14 protein-coding genes and 2 pseudogenes are annotated in these 17,475 nt (G+C 76.1%); 10 read left to right on the top strand and 6 right to left on the bottom strand.

From position 1 onward, the window contains the following. The first annotated feature begins 64 nt into the window (after positions 1 to 64). Entirely contained in the window at positions 65 to 1,081 is a 1,017-nt protein-coding gene (locus tag XF36_RS00155; protein WP_060710399.1) for a P1 family peptidase, read from the top strand. After that, positions 1,078 to 1,386: a hypothetical protein gene (locus XF36_RS31100; protein ID WP_060710400.1), complete on the top strand. Its 309-nt coding sequence runs from the start codon at positions 1,078 to 1,080 to the stop codon at positions 1,384 to 1,386. Before XF36_RS00155 ends, XF36_RS31100 begins: the two co-directional genes overlap by 4 nt. Before the next feature lie 77 nt (positions 1,387 to 1,463). On the opposite strand, the gene XF36_RS00165 is transcribed toward XF36_RS31100, so the two are convergent. Continuing rightward, on the bottom strand, positions 1,464 to 1,949 hold the full coding sequence (locus XF36_RS00165) for a PepSY domain-containing protein (RefSeq protein WP_060710401.1): 486 nt from the start codon (positions 1,947 to 1,949) through the stop codon (positions 1,464 to 1,466). A gap of 146 nt (positions 1,950 to 2,095) precedes the next feature. Here XF36_RS00165 and XF36_RS00170 point away from each other — a divergent pair, with 146 nt between their 5' ends. From XF36_RS00170 to XF36_RS00185, 4 genes and pseudogenes are all read left to right on the top strand, one after another. Further along, positions 2,096 to 3,556, top strand: coding sequence for a hypothetical protein (locus XF36_RS00170; RefSeq protein WP_060710402.1), 1,461 nt, complete (start codon positions 2,096 to 2,098; stop codon positions 3,554 to 3,556). Further along, a pseudogene (locus tag XF36_RS00175) lies at positions 3,553 to 4,290 on the top strand (hypothetical protein); the annotation flags it as partial. The gene XF36_RS00170 and the pseudogene XF36_RS00175, both read left to right, overlap by 4 nt. A gap of 361 nt (positions 4,291 to 4,651) precedes the next feature. Then, positions 4,652 to 9,163: a hypothetical protein gene (locus XF36_RS32080; RefSeq protein WP_060710403.1), complete on the top strand. Its 4,512-nt coding sequence runs from the start codon at positions 4,652 to 4,654 to the stop codon at positions 9,161 to 9,163. Continuing rightward, a complete protein-coding gene (locus tag XF36_RS00185) occupies positions 9,160 to 10,206 on the top strand; it encodes a hypothetical protein (RefSeq protein ID WP_145981210.1) in 1,047 nt (348 codons plus the stop codon). Before XF36_RS32080 ends, XF36_RS00185 begins: the two co-directional genes overlap by 4 nt. 65 nt (positions 10,207 to 10,271) lie before the next feature. Here the strand turns inward: XF36_RS00185 and XF36_RS00190 are convergent, their stop codons facing one another. Both XF36_RS00190 and XF36_RS00195 read right to left on the bottom strand, forming a co-directional pair. Next, positions 10,272 to 11,549, bottom strand: coding sequence for a sensor histidine kinase (locus XF36_RS00190; protein ID WP_060710405.1), 1,278 nt, complete (start codon positions 11,547 to 11,549; stop codon positions 10,272 to 10,274). Then, positions 11,549 to 12,250: a response regulator transcription factor gene (locus XF36_RS00195; protein ID WP_060710406.1), complete on the bottom strand. Its 702-nt coding sequence runs from the start codon at positions 12,248 to 12,250 to the stop codon at positions 11,549 to 11,551. Before XF36_RS00195 ends, XF36_RS00190 begins: the two co-directional genes overlap by 1 nt. A gap of 104 nt (positions 12,251 to 12,354) precedes the next feature. Between XF36_RS00195 and XF36_RS00200 the strand changes: the two genes are divergently transcribed. Continuing rightward, positions 12,355 to 12,831 carry a hypothetical protein gene (locus XF36_RS00200; protein ID WP_145981211.1) on the top strand — a complete coding sequence of 159 codons (477 nt, stop codon included), beginning with the start codon at positions 12,355 to 12,357 and terminating at the stop codon, positions 12,829 to 12,831. Between the two features lie 52 nt (positions 12,832 to 12,883). On the opposite strand, the gene XF36_RS00205 is transcribed toward XF36_RS00200, so the two are convergent. From XF36_RS00205 to XF36_RS00215, 3 genes are all read right to left on the bottom strand, one after another. Next, a complete protein-coding gene (locus XF36_RS00205; protein WP_060710408.1) occupies positions 12,884 to 13,156 on the bottom strand; it encodes a MoaD/ThiS family protein in 273 nt (90 codons plus the stop codon). Positions 13,157 to 13,158: 2 nt separating this feature from the next. Further along, entirely contained in the window at positions 13,159 to 14,250 is a 1,092-nt protein-coding gene (gene moaA / locus XF36_RS00210; protein WP_060710409.1) for a GTP 3',8-cyclase MoaA, read from the bottom strand. Between the two features lie 151 nt (positions 14,251 to 14,401). Beyond that, a complete protein-coding gene (locus tag XF36_RS00215) occupies positions 14,402 to 15,622 on the bottom strand; it encodes an acyl-CoA dehydrogenase family protein (RefSeq protein ID WP_060710410.1) in 1,221 nt (406 codons plus the stop codon). A gap of 95 nt (positions 15,623 to 15,717) precedes the next feature. Between XF36_RS00215 and XF36_RS00220 the strand changes: the two genes are divergently transcribed. The 3 genes and pseudogenes from XF36_RS00220 to XF36_RS35385 form a co-directional block, all read left to right on the top strand. Continuing rightward, positions 15,718 to 16,122 (top strand): TOBE domain-containing protein, encoded by a 405-nt coding sequence (locus XF36_RS00220; RefSeq protein WP_020627631.1) that lies wholly within the window; start codon positions 15,718 to 15,720, stop codon positions 16,120 to 16,122. Positions 16,123 to 16,217: 95 nt separating this feature from the next. Continuing rightward, entirely contained in the window at positions 16,218 to 16,991 is a 774-nt protein-coding gene (locus XF36_RS00225; RefSeq protein WP_060714302.1) for an ABC transporter permease, read from the top strand. A gap of 80 nt (positions 16,992 to 17,071) precedes the next feature. Beyond that, positions 17,072 to 17,446, top strand: a pseudogene (locus XF36_RS35385) (ATP-binding cassette domain-containing protein); the annotation flags it as partial. Between the last annotated feature and the right edge of the window lie 29 nt (positions 17,447 to 17,475).

Genomic DNA, 17,475 nt, shown 5'->3' on the forward strand with positions numbered 1-17,475 from the left:
TCGCGCCGGGCCGGTACCGCGTTCCGCGGTGCCGGCCCGTGGCGTTGCGGGGCAGGATGGTGCGGTGCGAGCGGGTGAGCGGAACGGGCTGACCGACGTCGAGGGCCTCCGGGTCGGGCACGCGGCGGTGAGCGGGCCGGGCGCCCGCAGCGGGACGACGGTGGTGCTGGCCCCGCCGGGCGGCGCCGTCGCCGGGGTCGACGTGCGCGGCGCCGCGCCAGGCACCCGGGAGACCGACCTGCTCGACCCGGTCGCGACGGTCCAGCGGGTGCACGCCGTCACCCTGTCCGGGGGCAGCGCGTTCGGTCTCGACGCGGCCTCCGGGGTGATGGCCCGGCTGGAGCGCGACGGCGAGGGCTTCCCCGTGCCCGGCGCCGTCGTGCCGATCGTGCCGGCCGCGGTGGTGTTCGACCTCGGCCGCGGTGGCGACGCCCGCGTCCGCCCGACCGCCGACACCGGCGCGTCCGCCTACGACGACGCGCACGCCGGGCCGGTCGTCCAGGGCGCGGTCGGGGCGGGCACCGGCGCGGTGTCCGGCGGGCTGCGCGGCGGCGTCGGCTCGGCGTCGGCGGTGCTGACCGAGGGCTCCGCCGCCGGGACGACGGTCGCGGCCCTGGTCGTGCTCAACTCGGGCGGTGCGGCCGCGGACCCGACCACCGGTGCGGTGTACGGAGCCCGGCACGGTCTTCCCGGCGAGTTCACCGTCGGGGTGGCTCCGGCCCTCGCCCCGCCGGAGCGGCTCGCGGAGCTGTACGCGGGGCACGTGAACCCGCTGGGGACGGCGACGACGTTGGTCGTCGTCGGCACCGACGCCGCCCTGGACAAGGTCGGCTGCACCCGGCTGGCCACGATGGCGCACGACGGCCTGGCCCGGTCGATCTCCCCGGTGCACACGATCCGCGACGGCGACTGCGCGTTCGCGCTGGCCACGGGAACGCGGTCCGCGCCGGACGCGACCGGGGTGTTCGCGTTGCAGGCGGCCGCGGCGGAGGTGACGGCGCGGGCCGTGGCGCACGCCCTGCTCGCGGCGGAGGCGGCGCCGGACCGGCCGTCGTACTCGTCGCTCGTGGAGGGTCGGTGAGCGCGCCGAACCCGTGGCTGGGCCGCCCGCGTGCGCCGCGCCCGCCGCCCGCGCCGGACCCGGACGCCGTGCGTCTGGTGGGGCTGCCCCGGCGGCGGGCCGCGGCCCGGGCGGTGAACGACGTGGTGCGGGGCGTGGACGTGCGCGCGTTCGGCGACGGCTGGACCGTGTCGTTCCTCAGCGGCTACTACACGCTGTGCCACACCCTCGACGAGCTGCTCGACGCCGCCGCCCCGTCCGGGGAGCGGGAGCTGCTGCGGGCGACCGTGCTGGCCGCGGCCGACGGGAGCGCGGGCCGGGACTGACCGGCCCGGCCGTCGGACGCCGCCACCCCGGCCGGCGGCGCGGTCGGGACGGCGGTCTCGCGCCGGGTGCGGCCGGGTCAGTCGTCGTCGCGGTGGTCGTCGGCCTGGTCGTCACGGTCGTGGTCGAGGACCTGGCCGGTGGCGGCGTCGATGTCGATGTCGTGCTCGATGGTGCCGTTCAGGACCTCGACCTCCCAGTGGTCCCGGTCGTCGTCGCCGGTGTCGCCGTCGTCGTCCCGGTCGTCCCGGTCGTCCCGGTCGTCGCTGTCGAACTCGACCTTCGTGACACGGCCCCCGCCCGCGGCGGACAGGGCGGCACGCTCGGCGGCGGCGCGGTCGACCGCGGGCGCGGCGGGCGCAGGAGCGGCGGTCGTCGGCGCGGTGGCGTCGGTGCGGGGGAGCTCCGGGGGCAGCAGGTCGGCGGTGCGCGCGATCGCGGCGCCGGTCGGGACGACGGCGAGCTCGTCGGGGGCACCGCCCGCCCCGAATGCGAGGGCGGTGCCCCCGCCGACGAGCAGGAGGCCGGTGGCGGCGACGGCGGCAACGGTGAGCGGGGTACGCACGATGATCTTCCTCCGGGCGTTTCGGCTGGTCCGGGTCGGTGCGACCCGGTGACGGTGGGAACTGTGCCGTCGTCGGCCCCAAGGTCGCGCTGCGTGAGCCCTAAGGCGGCGTTAGGGCCCGGAGCGGTCGAACTACAGTCGTCGGGGTGTCGACCATCAGCCCGGACGAGGGAGTGGCGCGCCGGCTGAAGGCCCTGGCCTGCACGGCGCCGCTGCACGACCTCGACGCCCGCAAGGGGCGGCTCGACTGGGACGCGACCGGCTACCAGATGGCGGAGATCGGGCTGCAGGCGATCGACCAGGTCACCCTGGCCATGGACTTCGACCACGGTGCGGACCACGCCGAGGTCGTCCGGCGGCTGCTGCCGTTCGTCGGCGCGCAGGTACCGGGGGCACCGCGGTCGGAGTACGTCCGCGTCGCACAGTGGGTGATCGACAACCTGATCAACGTGGGGTCGATCGACCGCGGGTTCGCCGTGGAGTACGGCACGACCGACGACAAGGGGCGCTACGTCCGTCGCCGGTTCGACTTCAAGCTGCTCGTCGAGGTCGCCGCCCCGGACGGCGGGATCTACCTGCGCGCCTCCGACGAGGCGATCAACGTGCTGGTCGGGGCACTGGACACCGACGTCGAGTCGGCCCAGGAGGCGGCCGAGACGAAGCTGGAGACGCTGATCGTCCGCGGCCGTCTCGGCGACGCCCGGCTGGCGGCCGAACAGGCCCGCTACCGGACCGTGCAGTACGCGGAGTCGTTGCGGCGCAAGCTGGAGGCCACCCGCCGCGACGTCCGGTCGGTGGACTGGCTGGACGCGGTCCCGCAGCTGCTCGACGAGGCACTGACCCACATCGAGGCCCGCTACCGTGCCGAGACGATGATCAAGGCGAACATCGCCGACGCCCGCGACGAGGCCACCGAGCCGGGGCGCCGCCGGCAGGCCGCGGAGCTGGTGACCGTCGTCGACGACTGCATCCAGCGGCACACCCAGCTACAGGCGCGGTTGCAGGAGGCGGGGGCCGCGTTCCGCGCCGAGCAGGATCGCCAGCAGTTCTCCGGGAAGCCGAAGCGGGCCGCCGTCGACGTGTTCGGGCAGCTCCTGCGGCCGTCGCTGGCGCTGACCGTCGAGGCGGCGCACGACCCGGTGACCGGCTACTTCGCGGCCGGGGCCGGTGTGCGCAACCCGTCGGTGCCGAGCCTGGGCGGGCTGGTCGAGACGTTGCTGACGCCGCCGAGCGACCGGGACCCGTTCGGCGCCGAGGTGCCCGAACCGGAGCTCGCCCCGCAGCCGCGCGAGCGGTTCGGGGTGGAGACCTGGGCTGCCGCCGACGCCGTGCTGCCCGACGAGATCGAGCACCCGGTGCGGCTGTCCGCGGCGCTCGCGGCGGCCCGCGCCGCCGGGGCGGACCTGCCGCACCTGGTCGCGCTGCGGGCGGTGCACGCCGTCGGAACGGCGGTGGCCACGGCCCGGACCCAGGGCGACCCGTCGGTGCTGGTCGCCGTCGACGACGGGACGGTCCTCGACGACCCCGAGTTCGGCGGCGCCGACCTGCTGCTGGCGCGGGCCGGTGTCCAGGGTGGAGAGACGAACCGACGGACGGCGCAGACATGAGTGACACCGAGACCGCGGCCCGCCTGGTCGGCTACGGCATGCGACCCAAGGCGCTGCCCGGACGCGACCCCGACTACGCCGACCTGGTCCGCCGCTACCGGGAGGACGACGAGTTCCGCACGACCGTGCAGCGCGTCGCCTCCGGCCTCGGCCTGGTCGTGCTCGCCGTGGACACCGGCCCGGGCATCGTCCTTGCCGCGACCGAGGGCTCGGTCTTCGAGATCCGGATGGACGAGTACGCCCGCCGCACCGCCCTGGCCAACCGCGGCGCGGACAAGGTCCTGCACGGCATCGCGCACCTCGCCGTCGCCGCGTTGGCCTTCCCCCGCCCCGACGACCTCGGCGACGACTCCTACGTCGGCCGGGTCTCGGTGGAGCTCGTCGACGGTGCCGTCCGAGAGGCCTGCCGGGTACTGAACGAGCGTGCCGCGGGCCCCGCCGACCCCGAGTCCGACGCCCCGCAGCTCGAGGAGGTCTGGCGGGTCTGGCAGCGCCGTCCGGAGGCCACCGCGACCAAGGACGGCCGGGTAGGGGAGTCCACCACCCGTGGGATCGTCGGCAAGGCCCTGCGGTTCCTCGCCGACCAGGGCTTCCTCGTGCCGGTCGGGGCGGAGGGCGCCTACCGGACGACGCCGCGCTACCAGGTGCAGGTGCGGGAGCTCGCCGCCCAGCGGGCCTTCGACGAGCTGCTGGCCCTGAACGTCCTGCCCGCCGCGACCGCTGCGGGGACCCTGGTGACCGAGCACGACGGGGTGTTCGACCCGCCGGGCGCCGGTGCGGAGGGCGCGGCCGGGCCATCCGGGCCGGCGGAGTCCGCCGAACCGTCGCCCGCTGCCGGGGGTGGCGGCCCGGCCGGTCCCTTCGACGGCGACGGTGGCCCCGACGGCCTCGACGGAACGGGTGCCCCGCAGGAGATCGCCTACCGGGTAAGCGAACTCGGCCAGAAGGGTGCCGGGGGAGACGGCGTGGTGGCGGATGGCGCACCGGTCGGGGACACGGATGCCGGCCCGACAGCGCAGCCCGGCGCGACGGACGAGCCCGGCCCGACGGATCGGGCGGACCCTCCGGCGACCGACGAACCCACGGAGGAGCGCGATGTATGAGCTGACCCGCGTCCGCCTGTTCTCCGTCGGGCCGACCGCCGCGCGCTACCAGGACGTCGCGCTCGACCTGCGGGGCGTCGGCGCCCCGGTGAAGGTCGCCGTGCAGGAGGACCTGTTTGCCCCGGACGCGCTGGACCGCACGACGCCGCGGCGGCCGTCGCCGGCGTCGGTGCTGTTCCTGGAGAACGGTGGCGGCAAGTCCGTCCTGCTCAAGCTGATCTTCTCGGTGCTGCTGCCGGGGCGGCGTCAGGTCGTCGGCACCACCAGCACCACGGTGCTGGAGAACTTCGTGCTCGCCGAGGACGTGGCGCACGTCGTCTGCGAGTGGATGCACGTCGGCACCGGGCGGCTCCTGGTCACCGGGAAGGTGTCGGAGTGGCGCGGGCACGTCGCCTCCACCGATCCGGAGAAGCTGGCCGACGCGTGGTACTCCTTCCGGCCGGTTCCCGGGATGGGGCTCGACGACCTGCCGTTCACCCACGACGGCCGCCGAGTCACCCTGGCCGCGTTCCGGGAGCGTCTGCAGACCGCGCACCGCGAGCACCCCGACGCCGAGCTCGCCTGGGAGACCGGGCACCGGGACTGGACGCGCCACCTCGTCGACGTCGGGCTGGACCCGGAGCTGTTCCGCTACCAGCGCGCCATGAACGCCGGTGAGGGCGAGGCCGCCGAGGCGTTCTCGTTCTCCTCCGACGAGGGGTTCGTCGACTTCCTCCTGCGTGCGGTGCTCGACCCGGCGGAGCCGCAGAACGTCGCCGAGCTCGTCGCCGGGTACGCCGACCGGCTCGCCCAGCGCGAGGAGCTGGAGACCGAGCGGGAGTTCGTCGACGGCACGCTGTCCCGGCTGGAGCCGATGGTCGACGCCGAGGCCACCGCGACCGCGGCCCGCGACACCGAGACCGCCGCGCGCGCCGAGCTGGCGGCGACCGCGTCGCGGATCGCGGCCCGCCGGGTCGCCGAGGAGGCCCGCTCGGTGACCGCCGCCGAGGAGGCCGCCGGCGCCGTCGAGGCCGAGCAGTCCGCGGCCCGTGCGGCGGAGCGGCTGCAGGACACCGTCGGCGAGCTGCGCAGACTCACCGCGGTGCTCACCGTCGAGGCCGCGGAGCGGATCGCGGCCGAGGCGACCCGCGAGCGCGACGACGCGTCGGCCGTGTCGATGGCCCGTGACGCCGTCGAACCGGTGCTGGCGCACCGCGTCGCCGCCGCCGAGGCCGCGCGGCTGCGTGCCCGCGTCGAGGAGGAGGAGCAGAAGTCCCGGCCCGCACTCGCGGCCCGGCAGGACGCGGCCCGTGCCCTCGCCGCCGCGCTGGCCCGCGTCGCCGCGGAGGCCGACGCCGCCGCCGACGCCGCGGAGACCCGCCGCGCCGACGCCGAGGAGCGCGCGGCAGCCGCCCGTCGCGAGCAGGTCACCCGCACCGCCGACGCCGCCCGTGCCGAGAGCGCGGCCGGCGCCGCCCGCGAGGCCCTCGACGAGCTCGACACCCGGGTCGCGGCCGCCGTCGACGCGGGGCACCTGAAGGCGGGCTCGACCGCCGCCGACGTCGAGGACGAGGCGACGGCTGCCCGGATCGACGCCGAGCGGTGCGCCGCCGCGCTCGCCGACGCCGACACCGCCGCCGCGGCGATCCGCGAGGAGCGCCGGGCCGCCGAGACCCGCCGCACCGCGGCGCAGGACGCGGCGGCCGCCGCCCGCGCCGACGCCGCGACCGCCGAGGCCGCACGATCCGCGGCGCAGGCCGACGCCGTCGCGCTCGCCGGGGAGACCCGGCCCGCGGAGCTGCTCGGGCTCGACGAGATCCGCCCGGACACCGACGCGGGCCTCGTCGTCGACACCCTGACCACCGCGATCCGCGGCGCCGAGCGGGAACGGACGACCCTGCACGGCGACCAGCGCCGCGACGAACGCGCGCTCGCCGCGCTCGGCGACGGCGGCCTGCTGCCCGACCCGCCCGAGATCGAGGACGTCCTCGTGGTGCTGGAGTCCGCCGGGATCACGGCCTGGTCCGGGCGTCGCTACCTGGCGAAGCTGCCCGCCCCCGACCGGGAGACCGTGCTGGCGCGGCTGCCGCACCTGGCCGGCGGAGTACTGCTCAACGACGCGCGCGACGCCGAGCGGGCCCGCACCCGGCTGGACGCGGCGCGGCTGCTGCCGGCCTGCCTGGTCGCGGTCGGCACCACCGCCGCGCTGCGCGCCGACGCCGACCCGGCGCCCGGGATCGACTTCGTCGTGCCGCCCAACCCGGCCCTGCACGACGAGGAGGCCGCCGAGCAGGTCCGGGTCCGCCTCGTCGCCGAGACCACCGAGCGCGCCGCCCGGCTCGCCGAGCTGGAGACCGTCCTCGACGACGATCGCAGGCTGCGGGACCGGTTCGCCGCGCTGCGCGGCCGTCGCCCCACCCTCGCCGACCTCACCGAGGCCGCCGAGATCGCCGAGGCCGCACGGGCCGCGGCCGTCGCCGAGCACGAGGCGACCCGCGCCGCGGTCGAGGATCTCGACGAGCGCGCCGACCGGCTCGCCGCCGACCGGCCCGGCCTGGAACGGACCGCCGGGGACACGCGTCGCCGGGCGGACGCGCTGGCCGCGCTGCGCACCGAGCTCGCCCGCCGGGCGACGCACGAGGAGCGGATCCGCACCGGGGAGGCCGACGCCGCGCGGGCCCGTGAGGAGGCCGACGCCGCCGGGACCACCGCCGACCGCGCCGCTCGCGAGGCCTCCGACGCCCAGCAGACCCGCGATCGGCAGCGCGGCATCGGCACCACCCTGCGCGACGAGGCCGCGGCCCTCCCGGTCTCCCCCGAGGAGATCGGCGACCCGGACGCGGAGCCGGACGGGACCCCCGAGGGTTCGCTGGCCGAGCTGCGCGAGGAGTTCCAGCGGGCCCGCGACGCCTACGCCTTGGCCGCCGTCGACACCGACCTGCACGGTGCGCTGGAGCGGGCCGAGGCCGACGCGCGGGAGCGCCGGATCGCCGTCGACGGGCTGCCGCGCACCGTCGTCGAGGCCGCGACCGCGTTCCTGCACACCCCCGACGGCGCCGACGCCGCCAGCCGTCGCGTCGCCGCGGAGCAGGCCAGGGCCGCCTACGACGAGGCCGAAAGCCGCCGCGCCGACGCCGCGACGGAGCTGGCCGTCGCCCGTCGCGAGCTGGAGCGGTTCACCGGCGGCGAGCGGCCGATCGACCACGGTGCCGAGGGGCGCTCCGCGGGCTGCGCGCCCTACGACGCTCCCCGCGACGCCGAGCACGGCCGTGAGCTGGTCGCCCGCGCCGCGGCGGACCTGGACGTGGCGGGCACGGAGCTGGAACGCCGTCGCCGGGCCCGGACCGCCGCCGAGGACGCCCACCGCACCGCCACCGACCTCGCCCGCGGGTTCGGGCTGGTCGTGTCCTCGTTGGACGAGACGCCCGAGCCGTCCGGGGTGCCGTTCGACGGCGACGTCGAAGCCGCCCAGGCCGCGCTCAAGCGCCACCAGAACGCCGTCCGGGACGCGGCGGGGGAGCGGACGCGCGCCGAGAAGAAGGTCCGCGAAGGGGTCGACGCCGTCGCCCGCTTCGCACAGGACCCGCGGTTCGCGACCCTCACCTCCCCGGTGCACCGCCACATCGCCGGCGTCGACCGGTCGGAGATGCCGGGCCTCGCCGTGGAGTGGATCGCGGCGCTGCGCCCGCGGCTGCGTTCCCTCGACGACGACCTCGGCAACATCGAGCGGCACCGCTCCGGGATCGTCACCCGGCTGTCCGGGATGGTCGGCGAGGCGCTGCGCACCGTGCGCCTCGCCCAGCGGCTGTCCCAGCTGCCCGAGGGCCTCGGCGACTGGTCGGGCCAGCAGTTCCTGCGGATCCGGTTCGAGGAGCTGCCCGACGCGGCGTTGCGCCACGAGCTCGGCGCCGTCGTCGACCGCACCGCGACCGGGATGGCGGGCGGCAAGGCCAAGGACCGGCGCGACGGCATGTCCATGCTGCTGCGCGGGGTCAGGGCGGCGATGCCGAAGGGCGTCCGGGTCGAGATGCTCAAACCCGACGCCGTGCTGCGCACCGAGCGGCTGCGCGTCTCCGCGATCAAGGACGTGTTCTCCGGCGGGCAGCAGCTGACCGCGGCGATCGTCCTGTACTGCACGATGGCGGCGCTGCGGGCACACCAGCGCGGGCAGGGCAGGCGGGCGCACGCGGGCGTGCTGTTCCTCGACAACCCGATCGGACGCGCGTCGGCGGGCTACCTGCTGGAGCTGCAGTTCGGCGTCGCGCAGGCCCTCGGCGTGCAGCTGATCTACACGACAGGGCTGTTCGACGCGGGCGCGCTGTCGTCGTTCCCGCTGCTCGTGCGGCTGCGCAACGACGCCGACCTGCGCGCCGGACGCAAGTACCTGTCGGTCGACGAGCGGGTCACCCGGTCGGTGCCCGACGCCGACGCCCCCGGCGGCCGGATCACCGCGGCGCGGGTCTACCGGCGCCCCGAGGCCGCGGTGCCCGCCGGCGCAGGCGACGGCGCGGGATCGGCAGGATGACCGTGCCCGGCGACGCAGGGCGCGGGCAGCGCTGTCGTGCCGGTGCGCCCGGGCCGGTCGCGGAACGGCTCGCGGAGCTGCTGCGGGCCTCCGGGCGGACCCGGATCCCGCGCTCGGCGGTACGCGCGGCCTTCCTGCGGGCCGACCCCACGATGGTCGGCAGCGTCGACGCCCGGCGGAACCTGGCCGCGGTCCTGGCGGAGCTGACCGCCGCCGGGGTGATCGAGCCGACCGACCGCGCCGACGACGGCAGCCCGCCGCTGCCGAACTCGGTCCGGCTGCTGCGTGCCGCCCCGGCCCCGGCGCCGCAGGACCGCACCCCGTGGCACGCCGAGCTGTCCTGGGCGGCGGGCCTGTCCCGGCCGTCGCCGACGCTGCTGCAGGTCAACGAGTGGCTGTTCCGGCACGCGGCGCGGGCGGTCGAGGTCCCGTTGCGGGAGCGCGCACTGGAGATCACCGGCGACGAGAAGGCGTTCGACGGCCGCCTGCCCGGCGAGCTCTCCCTGGCGACCCTGCGGGCGCGCCGGGTCGTCCCGCCGCTGCACCGCGAGCCGCTGCCCGGGGGCGGGCCGGTGCTGCTCGTCGTCGAGAACGCCGACACCATGGACTCGCTGCTCCGGGCGCTGCGACCCGAGCCGGGGGCGGTCGGCGGAGTCGCCTGGGGCGCCGGGAACGCGTTCACCGCGTCGGTGCTCACGCTGCGGGAGGCCCCGCCGTCGGAGGTCCGGTACTCCGCGATCCGGTACTTCGGCGACCTCGACGCGGCGGGGCTGCGGATCCCGCGCCGCGCGGGTGAGCTGGCCGTCGCCGAGGGGCTGCCGCCGGTGCGGCCCGCGACCGGGCTGTACCGGGCCTTGCTGGAGCACGGCCGTCCGGCGGCCGCGTCGAGCGTCGACCACGCCGACGTCGAGTGGCTCGATCCCGCGCTGCGCGGCCCCGTCCGCGACCTGTTCGCGTCAGGGGCACGCCTCGCCCAGGAAGCCATCGGCGCCACACACCTGGCCGACGACCCGACCTGGCGCGCCGGGCTCGCCCCCGACTGAGCGCTCCCACACGGGTTCCGATGTCCCACACGGGAGACCCCCTGTGGGGGCGGGTGGCTTCGTCGTCAGGGGGGTGGGGCGAGGGTCAGGTCTACTCGGAGGCCGTGGGTGGGGGGTGAGGTGACGGTCAGGGATCCGCCGGCCTGCTCGGCGGTGCGTCGGGCGATGTCGAGGCCCAGGCCCGTCGAGCCGCCGCCGCTGACCCCGCGGGAGGTCGGGTCGGTGCCCGGTGGCAGACCGGGGCCGTCGTCGTGCACGACGATCCGGGCGCCCCCGCCCGAGCGGGCCGTCAGCTCCACGCCGAAGGCCGTCCCGTCCTGGGTGTGCGCGAACACGTTGCCCAGCAGCGCGTCCACGCACGCCTCCAGGTCACCCGGCGCGCAGGCCACGGGCAGCGGGCCGTCGGCGAGGTGCAGGGTCACCGAGCGGTCGGTGTCCTCGGCCAGCACCCGCCAGAACTCCACCCGCTCCCGGACGACGGCCGCCGCGTCCGTGCTGCGGGTCGTGCCGCCGCCGCGTCGCCGGGCCTGCTCGATCGCGCCGGTGACCGCCCGCGCGACGCCGTCGACCCCGGCCGAGATGCGGGCGACGTCGTCCGGGTCGCGCAGGGCCTCGGCGTCCAGACGCAGCGCGCTGAGTGGGGTGCGGACCCGGTGCGCGAGGTCCGCGACGTTCTCCCGCTCCTCGCGCAGCAGCTCCGAGATCCGCCCGGCCAGCCCGTTCAACGCCCCCGCGACGACGCCGAGCTCGGCCGGGGCACCGGGGTCGGCGCGCGCGGACAGGTCCCCGGCCGCGAGCCGCTCCGACACTCCGGACAGGTCGGTGGCGGCGTCGACGAGGGTGCGGGCCAGCCGGTCCGCGACCAGCAGCCCGCCGGCGAGCAGCACCAGCGAGAGCCCGCCCAGCAGCAGCCAGGAGCGGGCCACACCGCGGGTGAGCTCGGTGTCGGGGACGAACACCCGGATCGCGGCGTTGCCGCCGGCGGCGCCGGTCACCGCGAACACCAGCTCGCGCCCGCCGGGCGCCTCGGTCGACGCGCTCGTCCCGAGCAGCCCCAGCCGGACCACCGGGCTGCGTGGTGCGGGCGCGCCGAGGACGGTGCCGTCGGGCAGGAACACCGAGACCTCGGAGGCGTCGCGGCCGTCGGCGTTCTGGACGGCGGGGGCCAGCACCGACCGGTCACCGCCCGCGACGGCCGGGGTCAGCACCTGGGCCTGGACGGTCGCGGCGGACACCGCCGAGCTCTCCGCGACCGAGCGGATCAGCGTCGCGAGCGGGATCGCGAAGGCGACCAGCACCAGCAGCACGGTCGCCCCGACGAGGACGAGGATGCGCCGCCGCATCAGGCGGTGCCCGGTCCGGTTCCCGACGGCGCGGACAGCCGGATCCCGACGCCGCGCACCGAGTGCAGGTAGCGCGGGTCCTGCGCGGTCTCACCGAGCTTGCGGCGCAGCCACGACAGGTGCACGTCGACGGTCTTGTCGGCGCCGCCGTAGGGCTGCTGCCACACCTCGGTCATCAGCTCACGCTTGCCGACGACCTGGTCGGCGCGGGCGGCGAGGTGGTGCAGCAGGTCGAACTCGCGCGGGGTCAGCTCCAGCTCGGTGCCGTCGAGCACCGCGCGCCGCGACCGCGGGTCCACCGACAGCCCGCCGACGACGACCGTCGGGTCGCCGGCCCCGTCGCCGAGCCGGCGCAGCACCGCCCGGATCCGGGCATCGAGCTGGGCGGCGGCGAACGGCTTGACCAGGTAGTCATCGGCGCCTGCGTCGAGCACGGAGACGATCTCGGTCTCGTCGTCTCGGGCGGTCGCGACGATCACCGGCACCGTGCTGGCGCCGCGCAGCATGCGCAGCATGGTTGTGCCGTCCATGTCGGGCAGACCGAGGTCGAGCACCACGAGGTCGGGCCGCTTCCCGACGGCGTGCTCCAGCCCCGCCATCGCGGTCGGCGCGGAGTCGACGGCGTGCCCCCGCTCGGTCAGCCCGCGGATGAGGGCACCGCGGATGCCGGGGTCGTCCTCGACGATCAGGATCTGGGCCACGGGGGGAGAACCTAGCCGCCGTGACCGCGCCCGCGGTGGGTCCCAGCCGTCGCTTGTGTCCCGTTTAGGGATCCGTTAACCGGGGTCCGAGGCATGCTGTGCGCGTGGAACGACCGACGCGCCCCGTGCTGCAGATCGCGCTCTGGACCGCCGCGGCCGCCGGCGCCCTGCTCCTGGGCCTGACGGCGGTCGGGAGCATCGGCAGCGACCTCGCCGGCACCCAGACACAGCCGCTGAGCGCCGAGCAGGTGGACGCCCGGCTGGCCCAGCACTCCGCCGCAGCCACCCCCACCGCCCCTGCCGCACCGGCCCCCGCACCGGCACCGACATCGGTGCCGGTGGCCGCCCCACCCGCGGTGGTGCAGGCCGGGGCCGCGGGGAACGTCCTGGCCCGCTGTGAGGGCGCGAACCCGCGGATCGTCTCGGTCAACCCCGCGCAGGGCTGGGAGCGCGATGACGACAAGGACATCGGCCCGGCCGAGGTCGTCTTCGACGGCGACGACGTACCGGACGTCCGGGTCACCCTGAGCTGTGCCGGCGGGGTGCCGACCGGCCGCGTCACTGCCGTCCCCGAGGACTGAGCGAGCCGGGGGACGCCACCGGGGAACCGAGACCCGCGGGCCGCGGCGGGGCTCAGCCGCCGGCGAACGGCGGGAGCACGTCGAGGGTGGCCGCCCCGCCCACCACGGTGGAGCGGTCGCGCACCGCCACCTCGTCGAGCAGGAAGCTGCAGCGCAGCAGGACCCGCTCCAGCTCCGGGCCGTGCGCGGTGCCGAGCGCGGCGACGGCGTCGGCCACCGTCGCGCAGGCGGGCAGTTCCACGGTCTCCTCGCCGGTCCCCGCGGCGGCCTTGGCCGCGGCGAAGTACCGGACGGTGAGGGTCCTGGTCTCCAGGGTCAGGGTCATGGTCATCCTCCGATCGCGCTCATCGGGCGCGCAGGCTGCAGGAATCCGGGGTCGTCGATGCCGTGGCCGGCCTTCTTGCCCCACATCGCGTCGCGCCAGACGTCGGCGATCTCGGCGTCGGTCGCGCCGCCGCGGAGCATGGCGCGCAGGTCGGTCTCGCCGGTGGCGAACAGGCAGGTGCGGACCTGGCCGTCGGCGGTGAGCCGGGTCCGGTCGCAGGCCCCGCAGAACGGGCGGGTCACCGAGGCGATCACACCGACGGTGGCCGGGCCCCCGGCGGTGCCGATGCTCGTTCCGTCCAGCCTGCTCTCGACCACGAACTTCTCGGCGGGCGCCCCGCCGCGGTCCTCGTCGGACGGGGTGAGCACGAAGCGCTCCTCGAGCCGCGCCAGGATCTCGTCGGCGGTGATCATCTCGGTGCGACGCCAGCCGTGCTGGGCGTCCAGCGGCATCTGCTCGATGAACCGCAGCTGGTAGCCGTGGGCCAGCGCGAACTCCAGAAGGTCCGCGGCCTCGTCGTCGTTGACGCCGCGCAGCAGCACCGCGTTGATCTTGACCGGGGCCAGGCCCGCGGCCTGCGCGGCGGCCATCCCGTCGATGACGTCCGACAGCCGGTCGCGCCGGGTGATCTGCGCGAACCGCTCCGGGCGCAGGGTGTCCATCGAGACGTTGAGCCGGTTCACCCCGGCCGCCGCGAGGGCCTCGGCGCGACGGGCGAGCCCGATGCCGTTGGTCGTCAGCGAGATGTCCGGGCGGGGCTCCAGCGCCGACGCGGCGGCGAAGATGTCCTCCAGTCCCTTGCGCAGCAGCGGCTCGCCGCCGGTGAACCGCAGCTCCTCGACACCGAGATCCCGCACGGCGAGCGCGATCAGCCGGTTCAGCTCCGCGTCGGTCAGCTGCTCGGAGCGCGGCATCCAGTCCAGGCCCTCGGCGGGCATGCAGTAGGTGCAGCGCAGGTTGCAGCGGTCGGTGAGCGAGATCCGCAGGTCGGTCGCGACCCGTCCGAACCCGTCGACGAGACGGGGGTCGGCCGGGCGGGACGGGTCCCGGGACGTGCCGCCCCGCAGCGACGGCAGGCCGAGCTGGGTGGTCATGGGCCGAGGCTAGCCGCCGACGGCGACGCTCGCCCAGGGCGGGTTTCCGCAGCTCAGACCGGTATTCCGCACCCGCGGACGTGGATGCGGCCACGTTGTCGCAGGTGCGGAACTAGTCACCGTGTACCTAGTCGAAGAACTAGTCACACAGTTACGTCCGGTGGGCCTTCAGCTCCTGCCGGGCGACGGAGCGGACGTGCACCTCGTCCGGTCCGTCGGCGAAGCGCAGGGCACGCGCCCACGCGTAGAAGTAGGCCAGCGGGGTGTCGTCGCTCATCGCCGCGCCGCCGTGCACCTGCATCGCCCGGTCGATCACCGTGCAGGCCATCCGGGGCACCACGACCTTGATCGAGGCGATCTCGGTCGCCGCGCCCTTGGCGCCGTGCGCGTCGATCAGCCAGGCCGTCTTCAGGGTGAGCAGCCGGGCCTGCTCGATCTCCATCCGGGACAGCGCGATCTGCTCGCGCACCACGCCCTGGTCGGCCAGCGGCCCGCCGAAGGCCACCCGCGACCGTGCGCGCTCGGTCATCAGGTGCAGGGCACGCTCGGCCATGCCGATCAGCCGCATGCAGTGGTGGATCCGGCCGGGGCCCAGGCGGGCCTGGGCGATCGCGAAGCCGCCGCCCTCCTCGCCGAGCAGGTTCGACGTGGGCACCCGCACGCCGTCGAACCGCAGCTCGGAGTGCCCGTGCTGGTCCTGGTAGCCGAAGGTCGGCAGGTGCCGCTCGATGGTGAGGCCCGGGGTGTCGCGCGGGACCAGGATCATCGACTGGCGGCGGTGGTTCGACACGGTGTCGTCGTCGTCCGCGGCGGTCTTGCCCATGACGATGAAGATCCGGCAGCGCTCGTCGGCGGCCCCGGAGATCCACCACTTGCGGCCGTCGATGACGTAGTCGTCGCCGTCGCGCCGGATCCGGGTCTGGATGTTGGTGGCGTCGGAGGAGGCGACGTCCGGCTCGGTCATCGCGAACGCCGAGCGGATCTCGCCCGCCAGCAGCGGTTCCAGCCACTCCTGCTTCTGCGCGGGGGTGCCGAACAGGTGCAGGGTCTCCATGTTCCCGGTGTCGGGGGCCTGGCAGTTGATGACCTCGGGGGCGATCACCGGAGACCAGCCGGACACCTCGGCGACCGCGGCGTAGTCCACGTTGGACAGGCCCGAGACGTCGGGCAGGAACAGGTTCCACAGGCCCCGCTCGCGGGCCTCGGTCTTCAGCTCCTCCACCACCGGTGGCAGGTCCCACTCCTGCGGCGTGCCGCGCCGCTGCGCACGGAATGCGTCGTAGGCGGCCTCGGACGGCAGGATGCGCTCGTCGAGGAAGGCGCGCATGCGCCCGGTGTAGTCGGCGGCCACGGCGCTGGGTGCGAAGTCCACGCCGAGGATCAGACCACACGCCGTCGTCGGGTGGCAGGTCGTGGGTCGACGGTCCGCCGTGGCCTCGCCGCAGGCGCGACCCTAGTATCGCGACCGTGCCGCACTTCAGGATCTCCGAGGCCGCCCGACTGCTCGGCGTCAGCGACGACACCGTCCGCCGCTGGGTGGACGCGGGGACGCTGCCGGTGCAGGCCGACGCGTCGAACCGCAAGGTCATCGACGGTGCCGCGCTCGCCGCGTTCGCCCGCGACCACGCTACCGCCCCGCCGGACCCCTCGGTGGTGCAGCGCTCGGCCCGCAACCGGATGGTCGGTCTGGTCACCTCGGTGCTGGCCGACACGGTGATGGCCCAGGTGGAGATGCAGTGCGGGCCGCACCGCGTGGTGTCGCTGATGAGCAGCGAGGCCGTGCGCGAGCTCGGTCTCGAGCCCGGTGCGCTCGCCGTGGCGGTGATCAAGTCGACGAACGTGGTGGTGGAGACGCCGGGCGGACACCTGTGATCCCGGGGGCCGGCACCGCCCCCGCGCCGGCCCCGACCCGGCGACGTGAGGGCGTGGCCGACCGCCACGGCACCGGCGTCGGCCTGCCGGTCTGGATGTGGGTCCCGGCCGGCATCGGCTTCGCCGTGATCGCGTTGCCCGTGCTCGGCCTGCTCTGGGAGGCCGACTGGGCCGAGACCCCCCGCCTGCTCACCAGCGAGGCCGCGCTGTCGGCGCTGCGCCTGTCGCTGCTGACCGCGGCGATCTCCACGACGCTGTGCCTGCTGTTGGGCGGGCCGCTCGCGGTGGTCCTGGCCCGCGGCCGGATTAACCGGCTGCCCCGCCTGATGCGCGGGATCCGCTCGGTCGTGCTGCTCCCGCTGGTGTTGCCGCCGGTCGTCGGCGGACTCTCGCTGCTGTTCCTGCTCGGCGCCAACGGCCTGGTCGGACAGGGGCTGGACACCGCGTTCGGGATCTTCATCCCGTTCTCGACGGCGGCCGTGGTCCTGGCCCAGACCTTCGTCGCGATGCCGTTCCTGATCGTGTCGCTGGAGGGCGCGCTGCGGACCGCGGGGGAGCGCTACGAGGCGACGGCGGCCACCCTCGGCGCGTCGCCGGGGCTGGCGTTCCGCCGGGTCACCGTGCCGCTGGTGCTGCCCGGCCTGGCGTCCGGGCTGGTCCTGGCCTTCGCCCGCTGCATGGGTGAGTTCGGTGCGACGATCGCGTTCGCCGGCAGCCTGGAGGGCACCACCCGGACCCTGCCGCTGCTGGTCTACCTGCAGGGCGAGACCGACGTCGCGGGGGCCGTCGCGCTGTCGCTGCTGCTGGTGGTCGTGTCGCTGGTGGTGATCGTCGTCGGGCGACCGCGGGGTCTGGACGGCCGCGGATGAGCAGCGGCGGCGACACGGTGGAGCTCGGTGTGGAGCTGCGGGCGAGGCTGGACCGGGACGGGTTCGCCCTGGACCTGGAGCTGTCGGTCGCCGCGGGCGAGGTGCTCGCGGTGCTCGGCCCGAACGGGGCGGGCAAGTCCACGATGCTCGGCGTCCTGTCCGGGCTGCTGCGTCCGGACGCCGGGCACCTGCGCGTCGACGGCCGGACGCTGCTCGACACCGCCGATGGGACCTTCGTGCCGCCGCACCGGCGCGGCGTCGGGCTGCTGGCCCAGGAGCCGCTGCTGTTCCCACACCTGTCGGCGCTGGCGAACGTCGCGTTCGGGCCGCGGGCCCAGGGCACGCCCCGCGCCGCGGCCGAGTCCCGGGCCCGTGACCTGCTCGACGCCGTCGGTGTCGGCGGGCTCGCCGCCCGCCGCCCCGCGCAGCTCTCCGGCGGGCAGCAGCAGCGGGTCGCGCTGGCCCGCGCGCTGGCCCCCCGCCC

The organism is Pseudonocardia sp. HH130629-09, from assembly GCF_001294645.1.
In the GTDB taxonomy this organism is placed as follows: domain Bacteria; phylum Actinomycetota; class Actinomycetes; order Mycobacteriales; family Pseudonocardiaceae; genus Pseudonocardia.

Coding starts and splice junctions, on each gene's coding strand:
- XF36_RS32080 (WP_060710403.1), top strand. CDS start 4,652: ATGTATGAGCTGACCCGCGTCCGCCTGTTCTCCGTCGGGCCGACCGCC.
- XF36_RS00185 (WP_145981210.1), top strand. CDS start 9,160: ATGACCGTGCCCGGCGACGCAGGGCGCGGGCAGCGCTGTCGTGCCGGT.
- XF36_RS00190 (WP_060710405.1), bottom strand. CDS start 11,549: ATGCGGCGGCGCATCCTCGTCCTCGTCGGGGCGACCGTGCTGCTGGTG.
- XF36_RS00205 (WP_060710408.1), bottom strand. CDS start 13,156: ATGACCCTGACCCTGGAGACCAGGACCCTCACCGTCCGGTACTTCGCC.
- moaA (WP_060710409.1), bottom strand. CDS start 14,250: ATGACCACCCAGCTCGGCCTGCCGTCGCTGCGGGGCGGCACGTCCCGG.
- XF36_RS00225 (WP_060714302.1), top strand. CDS start 16,218: ATGTGGGTCCCGGCCGGCATCGGCTTCGCCGTGATCGCGTTGCCCGTG.